The 15,709-nt window shown below is 68.3% G+C and carries 17 protein-coding genes and 1 pseudogene; 12 read left to right on the forward strand and 6 right to left on the reverse strand.

Annotated features, from left to right (window positions below; all coding sequences use genetic code 11):
• The first annotated feature begins 15 nt into the window (after positions 1-15).
• Positions 16-1,257 carry a multifunctional CCA addition/repair protein gene (locus tag U5N23_RS16825; RefSeq protein WP_322593933.1) on the forward strand — a complete coding sequence of 414 codons (1,242 nt, stop codon included), beginning with the start codon at positions 16-18 and terminating at the stop codon, positions 1,255-1,257.
• Between the two features lie 8 nt (positions 1,258-1,265).
• Here U5N23_RS16825 and U5N23_RS16830 read toward each other — a convergent pair whose 3' ends face one another.
• Positions 1,266-1,907, reverse strand: coding sequence for a DUF1109 domain-containing protein (locus U5N23_RS16830; protein WP_322593934.1), 642 nt, complete (start codon positions 1,905-1,907; stop codon positions 1,266-1,268).
• Positions 1,904-2,446 carry a sigma-70 family RNA polymerase sigma factor gene (locus tag U5N23_RS16835; RefSeq protein ID WP_322593935.1) on the reverse strand — a complete coding sequence of 181 codons (543 nt, stop codon included), beginning with the start codon at positions 2,444-2,446 and terminating at the stop codon, positions 1,904-1,906. Before U5N23_RS16835 ends, U5N23_RS16830 begins: the two co-directional genes overlap by 4 nt.
• A gap of 206 nt (positions 2,447-2,652) precedes the next feature.
• Between U5N23_RS16835 and U5N23_RS16840 the strand changes: the two genes are divergently transcribed.
• From U5N23_RS16840 to U5N23_RS16855, 4 genes are read left to right on the forward strand one after another with little or no spacing between them, the layout of a single operon-like run.
• Positions 2,653-2,946, forward strand: coding sequence for a DUF2282 domain-containing protein (locus tag U5N23_RS16840; RefSeq protein ID WP_322593936.1), 294 nt, complete (start codon positions 2,653-2,655; stop codon positions 2,944-2,946).
• 27 nt (positions 2,947-2,973) lie between these two features.
• Positions 2,974-3,813, forward strand: coding sequence for a DUF692 domain-containing protein (locus U5N23_RS16845; protein WP_322593937.1), 840 nt, complete (start codon positions 2,974-2,976; stop codon positions 3,811-3,813).
• Positions 3,804-4,586: a DNA-binding domain-containing protein gene (locus U5N23_RS16850; RefSeq protein WP_322593938.1), complete on the forward strand. Its 783-nt coding sequence runs from the start codon at positions 3,804-3,806 to the stop codon at positions 4,584-4,586. Before U5N23_RS16845 ends, U5N23_RS16850 begins: the two co-directional genes overlap by 10 nt.
• Positions 4,583-5,065, forward strand: coding sequence for a DoxX family protein (locus tag U5N23_RS16855; protein ID WP_416208625.1), 483 nt, complete (start codon positions 4,583-4,585; stop codon positions 5,063-5,065). Before U5N23_RS16850 ends, U5N23_RS16855 begins: the two co-directional genes overlap by 4 nt.
• A 19-nt stretch (positions 5,066-5,084) precedes the next feature.
• Here U5N23_RS16855 and trxC read toward each other — a convergent pair whose 3' ends face one another.
• A complete protein-coding gene (trxC, locus tag U5N23_RS16860; RefSeq protein WP_322593939.1) occupies positions 5,085-5,525 on the reverse strand; it encodes a thioredoxin TrxC in 441 nt (146 codons plus the stop codon).
• 238 nt (positions 5,526-5,763) lie between these two features.
• Between trxC and otsB the strand changes: the two genes are divergently transcribed.
• From otsB to otsA, 3 genes are read left to right on the forward strand one after another with little or no spacing between them, the layout of a single operon-like run.
• A complete protein-coding gene (gene otsB / locus U5N23_RS16865) occupies positions 5,764-6,501 on the forward strand; it encodes a trehalose-phosphatase (protein ID WP_322593940.1) in 738 nt (245 codons plus the stop codon).
• Positions 6,498-8,321: a glycoside hydrolase family 15 protein gene (locus U5N23_RS16870; protein ID WP_322593941.1), complete on the forward strand. Its 1,824-nt coding sequence runs from the start codon at positions 6,498-6,500 to the stop codon at positions 8,319-8,321. The genes otsB and U5N23_RS16870 overlap by 4 nt, the downstream gene beginning before the upstream one ends.
• Positions 8,322-8,368: 47 nt before the next feature.
• Positions 8,369-9,748: an alpha,alpha-trehalose-phosphate synthase (UDP-forming) gene (otsA, locus tag U5N23_RS16875; protein ID WP_322593942.1), complete on the forward strand. Its 1,380-nt coding sequence runs from the start codon at positions 8,369-8,371 to the stop codon at positions 9,746-9,748.
• An 11-nt stretch (positions 9,749-9,759) separates the two neighbouring features.
• Here otsA and U5N23_RS16880 read toward each other — a convergent pair whose 3' ends face one another.
• Positions 9,760-9,954, reverse strand: a complete 195-nt coding sequence (locus U5N23_RS16880; RefSeq protein WP_322593943.1) for a DUF2905 domain-containing protein — start codon at positions 9,952-9,954, stop codon at positions 9,760-9,762.
• A gap of 247 nt (positions 9,955-10,201) precedes the next feature.
• Between U5N23_RS16880 and U5N23_RS16885 the strand changes: the two genes are divergently transcribed.
• Complete coding sequence (locus U5N23_RS16885; protein WP_322593944.1) at positions 10,202-11,596, forward strand: ethanolamine ammonia-lyase subunit EutB; 1,395 nt, start codon at positions 10,202-10,204, stop codon at positions 11,594-11,596.
• Entirely contained in the window at positions 11,593-12,405 is an 813-nt protein-coding gene (gene eutC, locus U5N23_RS16890) for an ethanolamine ammonia-lyase subunit EutC (protein WP_322593945.1), read from the forward strand. Before U5N23_RS16885 ends, eutC begins: the two co-directional genes overlap by 4 nt.
• Positions 12,406-12,418: 13 nt before the next feature.
• Here the strand turns inward: eutC and U5N23_RS16895 are convergent, their stop codons facing one another.
• Complete coding sequence (locus U5N23_RS16895) at positions 12,419-13,534, reverse strand: class I SAM-dependent methyltransferase (protein ID WP_322593946.1); 1,116 nt, start codon at positions 13,532-13,534, stop codon at positions 12,419-12,421.
• 8 nt (positions 13,535-13,542) lie between these two features.
• Between U5N23_RS16895 and U5N23_RS16900 the strand changes: the two genes are divergently transcribed.
• Positions 13,543-14,331, forward strand: coding sequence for an SDR family oxidoreductase (locus tag U5N23_RS16900; protein ID WP_322593947.1), 789 nt, complete (start codon positions 13,543-13,545; stop codon positions 14,329-14,331).
• Between the two features lie 28 nt (positions 14,332-14,359).
• Positions 14,360-14,737 carry a dihydroneopterin aldolase gene (locus U5N23_RS16905; RefSeq protein ID WP_007856513.1) on the forward strand — a complete coding sequence of 126 codons (378 nt, stop codon included), beginning with the start codon at positions 14,360-14,362 and terminating at the stop codon, positions 14,735-14,737.
• 610 nt (positions 14,738-15,347) lie between these two features.
• Here the strand turns inward: U5N23_RS16905 and U5N23_RS16910 are convergent.
• Positions 15,348-15,677 (reverse strand): annotated as a pseudogene (locus U5N23_RS16910) (transposase); the annotation flags it as partial.
• Between the last annotated feature and the right edge of the window lie 32 nt (positions 15,678-15,709).

Below are 15,709 nucleotides of genomic sequence, written 5' to 3' on the forward strand. Positions count from 1 at the left end.
GCTAAACTCCGGCGCATGCAAATCTACATGGTGGGCGGCGCCGTGCGCGATGCCTTGCTCGGACGCCCCGTGAACGACCACGACTGGGTGGTGGTGGGCGCCACGCCCGAGCAGATGCTGGCCGAGGGCTATTTGCCCGTGGGCCGCGATTTCCCGGTCTTCCTGCACCCCACGACACGCGAGGAGTACGCGCTCGCGCGCACCGAGCGCAAGAGCGGGCGCGGCTATCGCGGCTTCGTGGTGGAAAGCTCGCCCGAGGTGACGCTGGAGGAAGACCTGTCGCGCCGCGACCTGACCATCAATGCCATCGCCCAGAGCCCCGATGACCCACACACCCTGATCGACCCGTACCACGGACGCCAGGACCTGCAGGCGCGTCTGCTGCGCCATGTGACCGATGCCTTTCGCGAAGACCCGGTGCGCATCCTGCGGCTGGCGCGTTTTGCGGCGCGCTTCACCGACTTCACGGTGGCGCCCGAGACCCTGGAGCTGATGCGCCATATGGTGGCAGACGGCGAGGTGGACCACCTGGTGCCCGAGCGCGTATGGCAGGAACTGGCGCGCGGGCTGATGGAGGCCAAGCCCTCGCGCATGTTCGAGGTGCTGCGCGAGTGCGGGGCCCTGCAGGTGCTGCTGCCCGAGGTGGCGCGCCTGTGGGGCGTGCCCCAGCGCGCCGAGCACCACCCCGAGGTGGACACCGGCATCCACCTGATGATGGTGCTGGACATGGCGGCGCGCCTGAACGCTCCGCTCACCGTGCGCTTTGCCTGCCTGGCGCACGACCTGGGCAAGGGCACGACGCCGACCGACATGCTGCCGCGCCACATCGACCACGAGCGCCGCAGCGCCGAGCTGCTGCACGACGTGGCCGAGCGCCTGCGCGTGCCCGTGGACTGCCGCGAGATCGCCGACGTGGTGGCGCGCGAGCACGGCAACATCCACCGCAGTGGGGATCTGGCTGCCGCCCCGCTGGTGCGCCTGCTGGAGCGCTGCGACGCGCTGCGCAAGCCGGGCCGGCTGCCCGACATCCTGCTGGCCTGCGAGTGCGATGCGCGCGGCCGACTGGGCATGGAAGAGAACGCCTACCCCCAGCGCCCGCGCCTGCTGGCCGTGCTGGCCGCGGCGCAATCGGTGGTCACGCGCGACATTGCAGCAAAAGCCGCAGCGAAGGGTCTGGCCGGCCCGCAGGTCGGCGACCTGATCCACCAGGCCCGCGTGCAGGCCGTGGCGCAGTGGCTCGGCACCACCCCTTCCTGAAACGCGCTTTACCAGCGCAGCAGGCGGGGCCCGAGCAAGGCGCCCAATGCCGTGGGCAGGGCCATGCCGGCCAGGTACCACACGGCCAGGAAGGGCGTGGCCATCTCGGGGCAGTGCAGCGCATAGACCAGCGCCCCCAGGGCCCCGGACAACAGGCCTGCGCCCGCACCGGCCCAGGCCAGGCGCGTGGGCGCCGCCCCTTTCAGGGCCCAAAAACTCGCCATGAAAGCCGGCACCGACAGCAGGGCGATGTTGAACGGGCAACTGCGCCAGGTGCTGCCCAGGATGAGTGCCATGCGCTCGGCCGGCTCGGCCTGCGACAGGCTGCCCGCCGCCATGGCCCACAGCACCAAAGGAGGTACGGCCAGCAACGCGGCCGCATGGCCCACCGCCATGCCTGGCCGCGCCATGCGCCGCAGCAGTGCCATGCCGGCAACCGCCAGCGCCGCAGCGAACACCAGCTTGCCCCAGAACATGGGCAGGCCCATGGTCTGCACCAGGTCGTGGCGCACGCCGAACAATGCGACCATGAGCACGCCCGCGCCTGCGATGCCTGCCACGGAAGCCATGGCAAAGCGGCGCTCGATGGCCTGGGCCTGCACCGGGCCGGCATCGGTGGCCAGCAGTTGGATCAATTCTTCGGTTCTCATGCCATTCCCCTGATCTTGGCGGCCAGGGCCTTGAGCCCCCGGTGTACGCCGATTTTGACCGCCGATTCCGACAGCCCCGTGAGTTGCGCCGTCTCCACCACCGACAGCCCCTCGAGCTTCACATGCACGATGGGCAGGCGCTGGCGGTCCGGCAGTGTCTGCAGCAGTTGGCCCAGATCACGCCGCGCCTGGGCCGCATCGCCATCGCAAGTCGAGAACATCTCATTGGCATCGTCGAGCGGGTCGTTGAGCCCCTCCTTGACCCGGTGCGAGCGCAGCCAGTCGATCAGCTTGTAGCGCGCGATCGCATGCGCCCAGGCCGTCACCGGCATGTCGGGCCGGTAGGTATGGCGCTGGTTGTGCACGGCCAGCAAGGTCTCCTGCACCAGGTCTTCCACCTCGTCGGGCCGCTGGGCCAGCCTGCGGCGCAGAAAAGCGCGCAGGTGGGCACTCAGCTCCTTCAAAAACCGCTGGTAGGCCGCCGCATCGGCGTCCAACCCCAGCAGCAGCAAACCGCGCAGCCTTTCTTCGATCTCCATGTTCTCTCCCTGACAGGTATTCGCAGCCACGCACCGCCGGGTTACAGCGGTGGCCAGAAATATTTTTCTCTCATTTTTCTGCCGCCCGTGTAACCCTGCGGCCTGCCCCCGCGAATTACAACGCAGATCGGCCGCCATGGAGCAGCCCGCACCAGCACCCCGGTCTGTTTGTTTCCACAACCTTCCAGCTCTTACGGAGAACCCGCATGACCTCACGTACCCTCACCCTCGGCGCCCTGGCAATCGCAGCCCTTGCATCCGGCGCTGCCCTGGCCCAGACCAAGCCCGCCCCGGATGCCGCAGCCAAGCCTGCCATGGAAAAGTGCTATGGCGTGTCCATGGCCGGCAAGAACGATTGCGCTGCCGGGGCCGGCACCACCTGCGCAGGCACCTCCAAGGTGGACTACCAGGCCAACGCCTGGAAGTTCGTGCCCGCAGGCACCTGCGCCTCGATCAAGACGCCCAAGGGCATGGGCACGCTGACGCCCATGAAGAGCTGATCTTCGTTCGCCACCAGACCCTCCGCCATGGCAGCCGCACACCTCACCGCCGGCCTCTCGCTCAAGCCCCAGCACTACGCGCAGGCCGTGCAGTGCAAGGACCCGGGGCTGTGGTGGGAGGTGCACCCCGAGAACTACCTGGCCGAGGGCGGGCCGCGCCTGGCGTGGCTCGAAGCCATCCGTGCGCGGCACCCGGTGGCGCTGCACGGGGTATCGCTGTCACTGGCAGCCGATGCGCCGCCCGACGAAGCACACCTGGCGCGGCTGGCCGCCCTGGCGCGGCGCATCGAGCCGGCCCTCGTCTCCGAGCACCTGGCCTGGTCCACGTGGCGCGAGCACTACCTGCCAGACCTGTTGCCGTTTCCGCGCACCCATGCGGCTCTGGCACGCATTGCCGCCAATATCGCGCGCACGCAGGAGGTACTGCAGCGCCCGATTGCCATCGAGAACCCCACCCATTACCTGCACATCGACGGCCATGACTGGGCCGAGACCGATTTTCTGGCCGAGCTGGTGCGGCGCACCGGCTGCCACCTGCTGCTGGACGTGAACAACGTCCATATCAGCGCCCACAACCTGGGCACCCGCGCCGAGGACTACCTGGCCGCCTTTCCCCTGCACGCCGTGGCCGAGATCCACCTGGCCGGCCACCATGCCGACCCCGAGTTGGGCGAGGCCCTGCTGATCGACAGCCACGATGCCCCGGTGGCCGACGCCGTGTGGGCCCTGTACCTGCGCGTGATCGCCGCCAACGGCCCGCTGCCCACGCTGATCGAGCGCGACGACCAGTTGCCAGAGCTCGACGTATTGCTCACCGAGCGTGACCGCGCCCATGCGGCACTCACCGAGGCCCAGCCATGCAACTGAGCACCTTCCAGGATGGCCTGGCCGGCGCACTGATGCCCCAGGCCGCCCACCCAGCGGACACCGCACCCTGGCTGTCCACCCTGCGGTCCCAGCCCGGCTTCGCCGTGTACCGCAATACCGTGCACAAGGCCTGCATCGACACGCTGCAGGCCAACTACCCCACCGTCTGCGCCCTCGTGGGCGAAGAATGGTTCCGCGCCGCGGCGGCCCTGTTCGTTCAAGCCCAGCCGCCGACGGATGGCCGGCTCATGGCGTATGGCGAAGGTTTTGAACACTTTCTGCAAGGCTTCGAAGCCGCAGCCGGCCTGCCCTACCTGCCTGCCGTGGCGCGGCTGGACCGCTGCTGGACCGAAAGCCACCTGGCGGCGGACGCCCCCTTGCTGGACGCTGCATGGCTGGCCCGACAGTCGCCCGAAGCCCTGTCCGGACTGCGCCTTGCGCCGCACCCAGCCGCCCGCTGGGCCTGGAGCGAGGCGCACCCGGCCAGCACCCTGTGGCAACGCCAGCGCGAGGGCGCCCCGATGGACGCGGAGCTGGCATGGGAGGGCGATGGCGCCCTGCTCACCCGCCCCGATGGCGCCGTGCAGTGGACGCCGCTGGCGCGCGCGGGCATCGCCTTCCTGGATGCCTGCGCCGCCACCCTGCCGCTGGAATTGGCGGCCGCCCATGCCCAGCAGGCACAACCCGACGCAGACCTGGGCGCGCTGATGGCGCAGTTGCTGCAGGCCGGCGCGCTGCGCGCACCACCCCATCTTGACGAGGACACCCCATGAACACGCCCCCCTTCCCCCAGGTCACGCCCACCGTAGCCGCCACCGGGCCGCGCCACTGGATGGGCCGGCTGGCCGATGCCCTGGCCTGGCTCACACCGAACAGCCTGCTGGCGCTGGTGAACCGGGTGGGCATCGCCGCGATCTTCTGGATGTCGGCACGCACCAAGGTGGAGGGCTGGTTCACCATTTCGGACAGCGCCTACCTGCTGTTCCGCGAGGAGTACAAGCTGCCGCTGCTGCCGCCCGAGCTGGCCGCGCAGATGGCCACGGTGGCCGAGCATGTGTTCCCCGTGCTGCTGGTGCTGGGGCTGTGCACGCGGCTGTCGGCCCTGGCACTGCTGGGCATGACGCTGGTGATCCAGGTCTTCGTCTACCCGGACGCCTGGCCCACGCACCTGTCGTGGGCAGGGCTGCTGCTGTACATCGCGGGGCGCGGCGCCGGCAACCTCTCGCTGGACCGCGTTCTCGGCATCCGCTGATGCCGCCCCTCTGGCAGGGTCAGCTGACGCTGCGCACCCAGCGCGCGATATCGCTGGCATTCATCGCGCCCGAGATGCGTGCGGCCTCGCGCCCCTCCTTGAACACGATCATGGTCGGGATGCTGCGGATGCCGAAGCGGCCCGCAATCGCCTGGTGGGCCTCGGTATCGAGCTTGGCCAGTTGCACCTGCGGCTCCAGGTCGCGCGCGGCCTGGGCAAAGGCCGGCGCCATCTGCAGGCACGGGCCGCACCAGGGGGCCCAGAAATCCACCACCACGGGCAGGTGGCTGCGGCCGACATGCTTGTCGAACGAGGCCGCATCCAAGGCCACGGGCGCTCCGGCAAACAAGGGCTGATGGCAACTGCCGCAGTCTGGGGCTTGCCCCAGGTCCGAGCGCTTGACCCGGTTGGTGGTGTGGCAGTGGGGGCAGACGATGTGGGGTGATGCTTCTTCGTTCACGCAAAAATCTCCGTGGGGCACGCCGCAGCGTGCGCCGCGCGATGGTAGCTGCTTGTAAGACAAATGGCCGTTTTCATTTTGTGACAATTGGGAATACAGCGCTGGCTTTGCAAGCCCCCATTGCGCGCAGGCCCAAGCCTGGCGCGGCTTTGTGGCGCGGCTGGGGCACTTTCGGGTTGCCTGCGCAGGGCCCGCAGCATGCTGGCAAGGCCCCACCCGTCTGCTAAGGTGCCGCCACATGCAGCTGCTCCCATCCCTGACAACAGCCCATGCGCTTTTCCTTGATTTCGACGGCACCCTCACCGAGATGGCGCCCCGGCCCGAGGCCGTGCGCATCTCTTCCGGCCTGGTCCCCACCCTCGCGGCGCTGAGCACGCACCTCGACGGCGCACTCGCCATCGTCACGGGCCGGCGCGAAAGCGATATCGACCACTTTCTGGACCCCTTGTGCCTGCCCCTGGCCAGCGAGCACGGCTCGCAGTACCGGCTGGCCGATGGCTCACGCCCGGCCATCGCACCGCCCAACCTGGAGCACGTGCTGCAGGCTGCCACGCAGCTGGCCGTGCAGTACGCCGGCCTGCTGGTGGAGCCCAAGCGCGCCAGCGTGGCCCTGCACTACCGGCTGGCACCGCACCTGGAGGAGCTGTGCCGCGAGACCATGCTCACCGCGCTGCGCAAGGTGCATGGCCTGGAACTCATGGAGGGCAAGTTCGTGTTCGAAGCCAAGCCCCGCGGCGTGGACAAGGGCCAGGCCATCACCGATTTCATGACCCAGGCGCCGTTCGCCGGCCGCGTGCCCGTCTTCGCCGGTGACGACGTGACCGACGAAGCCGGCTTTGCCGCCGTGCATGCCCTGGGCGGCTGGGGCATCAAGGTGGGCGAAGGCCCGACGCAGGCACAACACCGCTGCATGACGCCGGCCGCATTGCGCGGCTGGCTGTCCGCGGCACGAACCTCCTGGGAGCGCGCACGATGACCACCACGAACGAGCACAACACCGCAGCCATAGACCCGCAACAGGGCTCGCTCAACCTGGGCATGATCGGCAATTGCGCCATCAGCGCCCTGATCGACAACCATGCCCGCATGGTCTGGTGCTGCCTGCCGCGCTTCGATGGCGACCCGGTCTTCAACGCCCTGCTGCAGCCGGGCGACGAGGGCAGCCATTTCGCCATCGAGATCGAGGACATGGCCTCGGCGCACCAGTGGTACGAACCGAACACCGCCATCCTGCGCACGCAGCTGTTCGACAAGGCCGGGCATGGCGTGGAGATCACCGACTTCGCGCCGCGCTTTTACAGCCGCTCGCGCTTTTTTCGGCCCATGACGCTGGTGCGCCGCGTGCGCCCCATCCAGGGGTCGCCGCGCATCCGCGTGGCCGTCAAGGTGCGCTACGACTGGGGCCAGAGCGAGCCGCAGATCACGCGCGGCAGCAACCATATCCGCTACGTGGGCGGCAGCATGGCGCTGCGCCTGTCCACCGATGCGCCGCTGTCGCATGTGCTCTCGGGCCAGCCTTTCGTGCTCACGCGCGAGCACAACTTCATCCTGGGTGCCGACGAGAGCCTGCTGGACGGCATCGCCGACACGGCGCGCCTGTTCGAGCAGGAGACCACCTCCTACTGGCGCGGCTGGAGCCGGGCCCTGGCCGTGCCGCTGGAGTGGCAGGACGCGGTGATCCGCGCGGCGATCACGCTCAAGCTCTCGCTGTACGAGGACACGGGGGCCATCGTGGCGGCCATGACCACCAGCATCCCCGAATCCGCGCACAGCGGGCGCAACTGGGACTACCGCTACTGCTGGCTGCGCGATGCGTTCTTCGTGGTGCGTGCGCTCAACAGCATCTCCGAGGTAGGCACCATGGAGGACTACCTGCGCTGGCTGAGCAACGTGGTGGTGGATGCCGGCAGCGGCCACATCCAGCCGCTCTACGGCATCGGCCTGGAGCGCGAGCTTCCCGAATCGATGATGCCCCAGCTGGCCGGCTACCGCGGCATGGGCCCGGTGCGCGTGGGCAACCAGGCGGCCGAGCATTTCCAGCACGACGTGTACGGCAACATCGTGCTCGGTGCGGCACAGGCCTTCCACGACCACCGGCTGCTGCACCGCGCGGGCCTGGGCGAATTCACGCGGCTCGAACAGGTGGGTGAGAACGCGGTGCGCGTCTACGGCCAGCCCGATGCGGGCATGTGGGAGCTGCGCACCCGGGCGCGGGTGCACACCTCCTCGGCCCTCATGAGCTGGGCGGCCTGCGACCGCCTGGCCAAGATCGCCACGGTGCTCAACCTGCCCGACCGGGCAGAGTACTGGCACGGCCACGCCCGGCGCATGCAGGAGGAGATCATCACCAAATCCTGGAGCGAATCGCGCCAGGCCTTCGCCGAAAGCTTCGGCGGCAACGAGCTCGACGCCAGCGTGCTGCTGATGGCCGAGGTCGGCTTGATCGACCCCCGGGACCCGCGCTTCGTGAGCACCGTGGAGGCCATGGAAAAAAGCCTGTGCGACGGCCCCTACATGCGCCGCTACGAGGCGGCCGACGACTTCGGCAAGCCCGAGACGGCGTTCAACATCTGCACCTTCTGGCGCATCGACGCGCTGGCCCGCATCGGCCGCAAGGACGAGGCGCGTGCGATTTTCGAGACCATGCTGGCCGCACGCAACCCGCTGGGGCTATTGTCCGAAGACACCCACCCCGAGACCCAGGAGATGTGGGGCAACTTCCCGCAGACCTACTCGATGGTGGGCGTGATCAACGCTGCGGTGCGCCTGTCCGCCAAGTGGGACAGCGTGATTTGAGGTCCTGTCCCACAGCCCCGAGCACTTACTACGGTAATGATTGAGCAATGAGCCGTCTTGTTGTCATCTCCAACCGCCTTGCCGATCCCCGCAAACCCGCCGCCGGAGGCCTCGCAGTGGCTCTGGGTGAAGCCCTGAACCAGACCGGAGGGCTCTGGTTTGGCTGGAGCGGCACCGTGGTGGAGGACGGCACTCCCGGCGAGGGCGATCTTCGCATCCGCAACGCCGGTGCCGTGACGCTGGCCACTGTGGACCTGTGCCGCGAGGACCACCACAGCTACTACCAGGGCTACAGCAACAGCGTGCTGTGGCCGGTGTTCCACTACCGGCTGGACTTGGCCGACTTCAACGCCAGCTACATTGCCGGCTATCGCCGCGTCAACCAGATGTTCGCGCGCAAGCTGCTGCCGCTGCTGCGCGACGACGACGTCATCTGGGTCCATGACTACCACCTGATCCCGCTGGCCGCCGAGCTGCGCGCCATGGGCTGTCGCCAGCGCATGGGGTTCTTCCTGCACATACCTGTGCCACCTCCGCTCATCATGGCGGCCATCCCCCAGCACGAGTGGCTGATGCGCTCGCTCTTCGCCTACGACCTGGTGGGGCTGCAGAGCGAGGCCGATGTGGCGCATTTCACGCGCTATGTGCGCAACGAGGGCAGTGCCGAAGAAGTGGGCGCCCAGCGGCTGCGTGCGTTCGGCGGCACGGTGCAGGTGCAGGCCTTTCCCATCGGCATCGACGTGGACGAGTTCACACGCCTGGCGCAGGCCCCCGACGCCGTGGAAACCTACGAGAACATGCGCGACGAGTACTCGCGCCGGCGCCTGCTGCTGGGCATCGACCGGCTCGACTACTCCAAGGGCATACCGCACCGCGTGCGCGCCTACCGCGAATTGCTCGATCGTTACCCCGAAAACCGCAACAGCGCCACGATGATCATGATCGCCTCGCCCTCGCGCGACGACGTGCACGCCTATTCGGACCTGCGCCAGGAGCTCGAAGGGCTGTGCGGATCGGTCAACGGCGACTATGGCGAACTCGACTGGATGCCCGTGCGCTACATCCACCGCACCGTGGCGCGCAAGCGCGTGCCCGGCCTGTGCCGCGCCGCCGCCGTGGGCCTGGTGACGCCGCTGCGCGACGGCATGAATCTGGTGGCCAAGGAATACGTGGTCGCGCAGGACCCCGAGGACCCCGGCGTGCTGGTGCTCTCGCGCTTTGCCGGTGCGGCCGAGCAGCTCAAGGAAGCGCTGCTGGTGAACCCCTACGACACCCAGGGCACGGCAGACAGCATCCAGCATGCCCTGCAGATGCCGCTGCCCGAGCGGCAGGCGCGGCACCAGAAGCTCATGGCGCGCATCCGCGAGCAGGATGTGCACTGGTGGCGCAAGGCCTTCCTCGCCGCCCTGCAGACTGCGGGCGACTGATCGACAGTCCTTCAGATGAATTTGGCGATCAGGCTGGCGACGAAGCTCAGCAGCAGGGTGGAGGCCAGCGGTAGATCCCACTCACGCCCTCGCCATCTGAAGCGCAGGTCCCCCGGCAGCCTGCCGAAGCCGATGCGCCGCAGCATGGGCGACAGCCAGCTGATGAACATCAGCGCGAGAAAGACGACAAGGAACCAGCGGAGCATGCCCCGAGTGTAGGGCGTGAGCCGACCCGCACCGCTTCGGTGCCAAGCGCTGGGAGCACCGCGAGATTGCAGTGCATGCGCCATGGCCGGTCAGGCCAGCCGCTTGGTGCACGCGGGCATGCCCGGCATCGGCACCACCATCAGCGATGCCAGGGTCTGAGCGCATCTCGGCCTGGCGGGCCTGTCGACCTTGCCGGCAGCAGGTGGCTGCGTCATCATTGCCTGTCACACCGCCAGGCCCCCTCGCATGCCAGCCACCTACCACCACACCATCCACGGCCACCGCTGGCTGTTTGGCGACCTGCGCGATGTGATGGCCAAGGCCACGCCAGCGCGCTCCGGGGACGCATTGGCCGGCATTGCGGCCGGCTCGGCGGTGGAGCGCATGGCCGCGCGCATGTGCCTGGCAGACCTGCCGCTGACACGCTTCCTGAGCGAGGCCCTGGTGCCTTACGAGAGCGACGAGGTCACCCGCCTCATCATCGACACGCAAGACGCGGCGGCGTTTGCGCCCATCGCACACCTCACCGTGGGCGGCCTGCGCGACTGGCTGCTGGCCGCCGACACGGCCGCGCTTGTCGCCGTGGCCCCTGGCCTCACCCCCGAGATGGCAGCCGCCGTGAGCAAGCTCATGCGCAACCAGGACCTGGTCGCCGTGGCGCGCAAGTGCCAGGTGGTCACGCGCTTTCGCAACACCATCGGCCTGCCGAGCCACCTGGCCGTGCGCCTGCAGCCCAACCACCCGACCGACGACCTGCGCGGCATCGCCGCGTCGATGGTCGACGGCCTGCTCTATGGCGCGGGGGACGCGGTGATCGGCATCAACCCGGCCACGGACAGCATCGCTGCCCTCACCGGTCTGGTGCATATGCTGGACGAGGTCATCACCAAGTTGCAGATCCCCACGCAATCGTGTGTGCTCACGCATGTGACCAACACCGTGCAGATGATCGAGCAGGGTGCGCCGGTGGACCTGGTATTCCAGTCCATCGCGGGCACCGAGAAGGCCAATGCCGGCTTCGGCATCCACCTCACACTGCTGCGCGAGGCGCGCGAGGCGGCCCTGTCCCTCAAGCGCGGCACGCTGGGCGACAACGTGATGTATTTCGAGACCGGCCAGGGCAGCGCCCTGTCGGCCAACGCCCACCACGGCGTGGACCAGCAGACCTGCGAGGCGCGGGCCTACGGCGTGGCGCGCGCGTTCTCGCCGCTGCTCACCAATACGGTGGTCGGCTTCATCGGGCCGGAGTACCTGTACGACGGCAAGCAGATCATCCGCGCCGGCCTGGAAGACCACTTCTGCGGCAAGCTGCTGGGCGTGCCGCTGGGCTGCGACGTCTGCTACACCAACCATGCCGAGGCCGATTCGGACGACATGGACACGCTGATGACGCTGCTCGGCGTGGCGGGCCTGACTTTCATCATGGGCGTGCCGGGGGCCGACGACATCATGCTGAACTACCAGAGCACCTCGTTCCACGACGCGCTGTACCTGCGCGAGGTGCTGGGTCTGAAGCGCGCGCCCGAGTTCGAGGCCTGGCTGCAGGGCATGCAACTGGCCGATGGGGCGGGACGGCTGCTGCCCGCTGCACAGCAGCAGGCCGCCATCGCGCAGCTGCGGCAGATCGGGATGCGGGCATGAGCGATCCAACGCTCTTCACCGGCCCGCCGCCCGACCCCTGGGGCGACCTGCGCGCCCACACCGCCGCGCGGCTCGCCCTGGGCCGCGCGGGCAACGCCATCCCCACGCGCGAACTGCTCGACTTCGGCCTGGCCCATGCCCAGGCACGCGATGCCGTGCACCTGCCGCTCGACGCCGATGCGCTGGCGGTGCAGCTCACCGGGCTGGGCTGCACCACGCTGCGCGTGGCCAGTGCAGCGCCCGACCGTGCCACCTACCTGCTGCGCCCCGACCTGGGCCGGCGCCTGGGCGATGCCGATGCGCAGCGGCTGCGCGGCCAGGCGGATAACGATGGTGCGGGCTGCGACCTGCTGCTGGTGGTGGCCGACGGCCTGTCGGCGCTGGCCACCGAGCGCAATGCCGTGCCGCTGGTGCAGGCCATTTTGCGCACGGCACCGCCGGGTTGGCACATCGGCCCGGTGGCCATCGCCACCCAGGCGCGCGTGGCGCTGGGTGACGAGGTGGGCGCGCTGCTGGGTGCGCGCATGGTGGCGGTGCTGATCGGCGAGCGCCCGGGCCTGAGCTCGCCCGACAGCCTGGGCATCTACCTCACCTGGCACCCGCAGGCGGGCCGCAGCGATGCCGAACGCAACTGCATCTCCAACGTGCGGCCCGAGGGGCTGGCGCCGGACTCTGCGGCAGCGCGCCTGTGGTGGCTGTGCGCCGAAGCCCGGCGCCTGGGGCTGACGGGCATAGGCCTCAAGGACCGCAGCGATGCGCTGACGCTGCAGGCGGGGTTGGCGGCAGGCACTGCGTTGCCAGGCCCCTGATCGCGGCCACGGGCTACAACCGGTGCGAACGGTCCCCCTGGGAGAAGCCCAGGGGCTCCCAGGCCTCGCCCGCGCCCAGGGCGATGACCTTGAACAGCTCGCCCATCTCGTGCTCCATGATCAGCTTCGCGGCGGTAGCGCGCTCCAGCGGGGGCAGCTCCACCATGCGCTGCGCCAGTCCGCAGTTGATGAGGAAGTGCGCCTGCGTGGTGTAGCCCAGCACCTGCAGGCCGGCCTCCTGCGCGGCCAGCGCCATGGCGGTGAAATTGACGTGGGCGGTGATGTCCTTGCGGCCCACCTCCACCAGCGGGTCGCTGTCGGACAGGTGACCCTGGTGGCACATCACGGTGCCCATGTGGCGCTGGGGGTGGTAGTACTCACTCTCGCCAAAACCATAGTCCAGCAGAAAGGCCGCGCCGCGCTGCAGGCGGTCGGCCAGCATGCGGATGAAGCCCTCGCCCTGGGGGTGGATCTCGGTCAGGTAGTCCTGCGGGCCCTCCACCTCCAGCGGCGGGCGCAGGTCGGTGGCCTGGTCGGCCCAGGTGAAGGCGCCTTCGTGCAGCGCCACGCCGCGCTCATGCCACACGCCCCCGTGCTGGCCACCATGGCGGGCCAGCAGCTTGACGGGCATGGCGTCGAGCACCTCGTTGCCCACCACCACGCCATCGAACCGCTCGGGCAGGGCATCGACCCACTGCACCTTGTGCGCGTGTGGTGCCAGCAACGCCTGCTGGCGCGCGCGCAGGCTGCCCGACAGATCCACGATGGTGTAGCGCTGCACCCGATCACCCAGGGCGTCGAGCAGTTGCAGCGCCAGCGCGCCGGACCCGGCGCCGAACTCCCAGACCTCGCTGGTGCCGGTGTGCTCGAAGGCCTCGGCCACCTGCACGGCCAGGGTCTGGCCGAACAGGGGCGTGAGCTCGGGCGCGGTCACGAAGTCGCTGCCCGATCCGGGCAGCAGGCCGAACTTGGCGGAGTCGTTGGCGTAGTAGCCCAGGCCGGGGGTGTACAGGGCCAGGGCCATGAACTGGTCAAAGCCGATCCAGCCGCCGGCAGCGGCAATGGCATCGGCAATGTGCGCCTGGAGGGCGGTCGTTAAACTGTCGGGTGTTTTTGTCACGGCCCGCATTGTCCTCCATGCCCTCTTCACCCCGCCCCCGTACCGTGCTCGTCACCGGCGCCGCCAGGCGCCTGGGCCGCAGCATTGCGCTGGCGCTGGCGGCCGGCGGCTGGCAGGTGGCCGTGCACTACCGCAGCTCCGAGCAGGACGCCATCGACACGGTGGCCGAGTGTGCGCGACTGTCAGCGGGCCAGAGCGCGCATTTCGATGGCGACTTCGATGACGAAGCCGCCGTGCGTGGCCTGGTGCCGCGCGTGGTGGACCGCTTCGGCGCGCTCGATGCCGTGGTCAACAACGCCTCGCTGTTCGAGCACGACAACGCCGCCACGCTGGGCTTTGCCAGCCTGGAAAAGCACCTGCGCAGCAATGCCGGCGCCCCGGTGTTGCTGGCCCAGGCCCTGCACGAGCACCTGCAGGCGCGCGCGGCTGCCGGCGAGGCCGATGCCCAGGGCGCGGTGGTCAACCTGCTCGACCAGAAGCTGTGGAACCAAAACCCCGACTTCATGAGCTACACGCTGTCCAAGGCGGCGCTGGAGGCGGCCGGCACCATGCTGGCACTGGCGCTGGCGCCGCGCGTGCGGGTGGTGGGCGTGGCCCCGGGCCTGACGCTCACGAGCCACATGCTCAGCGACGAGAAATTCGCCCAGCTGCACGCCCTGAGCCCGCTGGGCCGCTCTTCCACCCCCGAGGACGTGGCCGCCACCGTGCGCTTTGCGCTGGAGAACCGCTCCATCACCGGCACCACGCTGATGGTGGACGGCGGCCAGCACCTGATGAAATTCGAGCGCGACTTCTCGTTGATGTGAGCCCCCACCCGCTCACGCAGGAAACCCCATGACGACCACCCACGCCACAGGCACCCAGATCCTCACGCTCACCGGTTTGCGCTTCGACGCCAACCTGGGCATCCTCTCGCACGAGAAGACCGCCCCCCAACCCATCCAGGTGGATGCCGAACTGAGCCTGGGCGCCCAGCCGCTGACGCCGCGCGACGACGACATCCTGCACGTGCTGGACTACCGCAAAGTGCGCCAGATCATCATCGACGAGTGCCGCGCCGAGCACGTGAACCTGCTCGAAAGCCTGATCGGCAAGCTCGCCAACCGCCTGATGCAACTGCCCGGCGTGCTGGGCGTGCGCGTGAAGATCGCCAAGCTCGAGATTTTCGACGATTGCGAGGTGGCCATCCGCATCGAAACCGGGCAATGGTGAGCGGCTGCTGCCGAAAACAATTGAAGGTGAAGGTCGATAATTGAAATTGAAATCATTCTCCATATAAATCAACAAGTTACAGTGCCTGCACAAACTATTTGAAACTGAATACAAGGCACTGCCCAGTTCCCAAAGCTCCAGACGGCTGGTCGAGATCTGCACTTGGCTGCAGCACCAGAAGCTACGCGCCGGCCAGTTCGGCTGGGACGGCACCCGCAAGACCACCACCAAGATGGAAACGCTCTCCGTGAGCCATGGTGCCGTCGAGAGTGACGGCGAAACTATCTTCAGTCCCCAACGCGGTTGCGCAAGTACTTCGACGACGAACTGCTGGTGTCAGTAGCGGGGAAACTTGTGCTAAGGAAGGTCTGCACAAAGCGATGCATGACAACGTAGCAAGTTGAATTGATCCAAGACAGGCCCCGGTGCTCCGATCGGCAAATCTTGGCGGTACCTCAGCCCGCAACGGGTTTTGATTTGCGGGCAATCGCGGCGCATTTGCCCTTTTCAGGCGCACTCATGTCTGACCACCCAACAGTTTGCTGCGCACCATCCACAGGTTGGGCAGTGCAAACAGCGTGAACAGCTGGGCCGTGTTCTTCTTGAGCCTACGGTAGCTGGTGAATACGCTGGGCACCCAGACCTCGTCGTCCATGGACAGGCCGATGAACCAACGAAACAGGGTTGCACATCAACTGGCGTTCCGAGCGCACTCTGTACAGCACCTGCAGCAGCATGGCGCGCAGCAGCTTCTCTGGGGCGACGCTGGGGCGGCCGCCCTTGATGTCTGCTTCGTACATGCGCGAGAACAGGGCATCCATCTTGGCCAAGGCGGTGTTGACCGTCTTGCGAACGGGCGCAGGGGGTGCGATGCTGGCACGAAGTATTCGAGCATGCGTACAGAGAGCAGGCTCTCGGTGAAGGTGTCGGCGCCGCGCATGGGGGTCAGGGTCAAGCCAGGTAGGAGGGACC

It is taken from the genome of Acidovorax sp., assembly GCF_034519795.1.
Classification (GTDB): Bacteria; Pseudomonadota; Gammaproteobacteria; order Burkholderiales; family Burkholderiaceae_C; genus Acidovorax.

What these genes read in the sequence shown, in the direction of transcription:
- U5N23_RS16825 (WP_322593933.1), top strand. Translation starts at nt 16, where the DNA reads ATGCAAATCTACATGGTGGGCGGCGCCGTGCGCGATGCCTTGCTCGGA.
- U5N23_RS16830 (WP_322593934.1), bottom strand. Translation starts at nt 1,907, where the DNA reads ATGAGAACCGAAGAATTGATCCAACTGCTGGCCACCGATGCCGGCCCG.
- U5N23_RS16835 (WP_322593935.1), bottom strand. Translation starts at nt 2,446, where the DNA reads ATGGAGATCGAAGAAAGGCTGCGCGGTTTGCTGCTGCTGGGGTTGGAC.
- U5N23_RS16840 (WP_322593936.1), top strand. Translation starts at nt 2,653, where the DNA reads ATGACCTCACGTACCCTCACCCTCGGCGCCCTGGCAATCGCAGCCCTT.
- U5N23_RS16845 (WP_322593937.1), top strand. Translation starts at nt 2,974, where the DNA reads ATGGCAGCCGCACACCTCACCGCCGGCCTCTCGCTCAAGCCCCAGCAC.
- U5N23_RS16850 (WP_322593938.1), top strand. Translation starts at nt 3,804, where the DNA reads ATGCAACTGAGCACCTTCCAGGATGGCCTGGCCGGCGCACTGATGCCC.
- U5N23_RS16855 (WP_416208625.1), top strand. Translation starts at nt 4,583, where the DNA reads ATGAACACGCCCCCCTTCCCCCAGGTCACGCCCACCGTAGCCGCCACC.
- otsB (WP_322593940.1), top strand. Translation starts at nt 5,764, where the DNA reads ATGCAGCTGCTCCCATCCCTGACAACAGCCCATGCGCTTTTCCTTGAT.
- U5N23_RS16870 (WP_322593941.1), top strand. Translation starts at nt 6,498, where the DNA reads ATGACCACCACGAACGAGCACAACACCGCAGCCATAGACCCGCAACAG.
- otsA (WP_322593942.1), top strand. Translation starts at nt 8,369, where the DNA reads ATGAGCCGTCTTGTTGTCATCTCCAACCGCCTTGCCGATCCCCGCAAA.
- U5N23_RS16880 (WP_322593943.1), bottom strand. Translation starts at nt 9,954, where the DNA reads ATGCTCCGCTGGTTCCTTGTCGTCTTTCTCGCGCTGATGTTCATCAGC.
- U5N23_RS16885 (WP_322593944.1), top strand. Translation starts at nt 10,202, where the DNA reads ATGCCAGCCACCTACCACCACACCATCCACGGCCACCGCTGGCTGTTT.
- eutC (WP_322593945.1), top strand. Translation starts at nt 11,593, where the DNA reads ATGAGCGATCCAACGCTCTTCACCGGCCCGCCGCCCGACCCCTGGGGC.
- U5N23_RS16895 (WP_322593946.1), bottom strand. Translation starts at nt 13,534, where the DNA reads ATGCGGGCCGTGACAAAAACACCCGACAGTTTAACGACCGCCCTCCAG.
- U5N23_RS16900 (WP_322593947.1), top strand. Translation starts at nt 13,543, where the DNA reads ATGCCCTCTTCACCCCGCCCCCGTACCGTGCTCGTCACCGGCGCCGCC.
- U5N23_RS16905 (WP_007856513.1), top strand. Translation starts at nt 14,360, where the DNA reads ATGACGACCACCCACGCCACAGGCACCCAGATCCTCACGCTCACCGGT.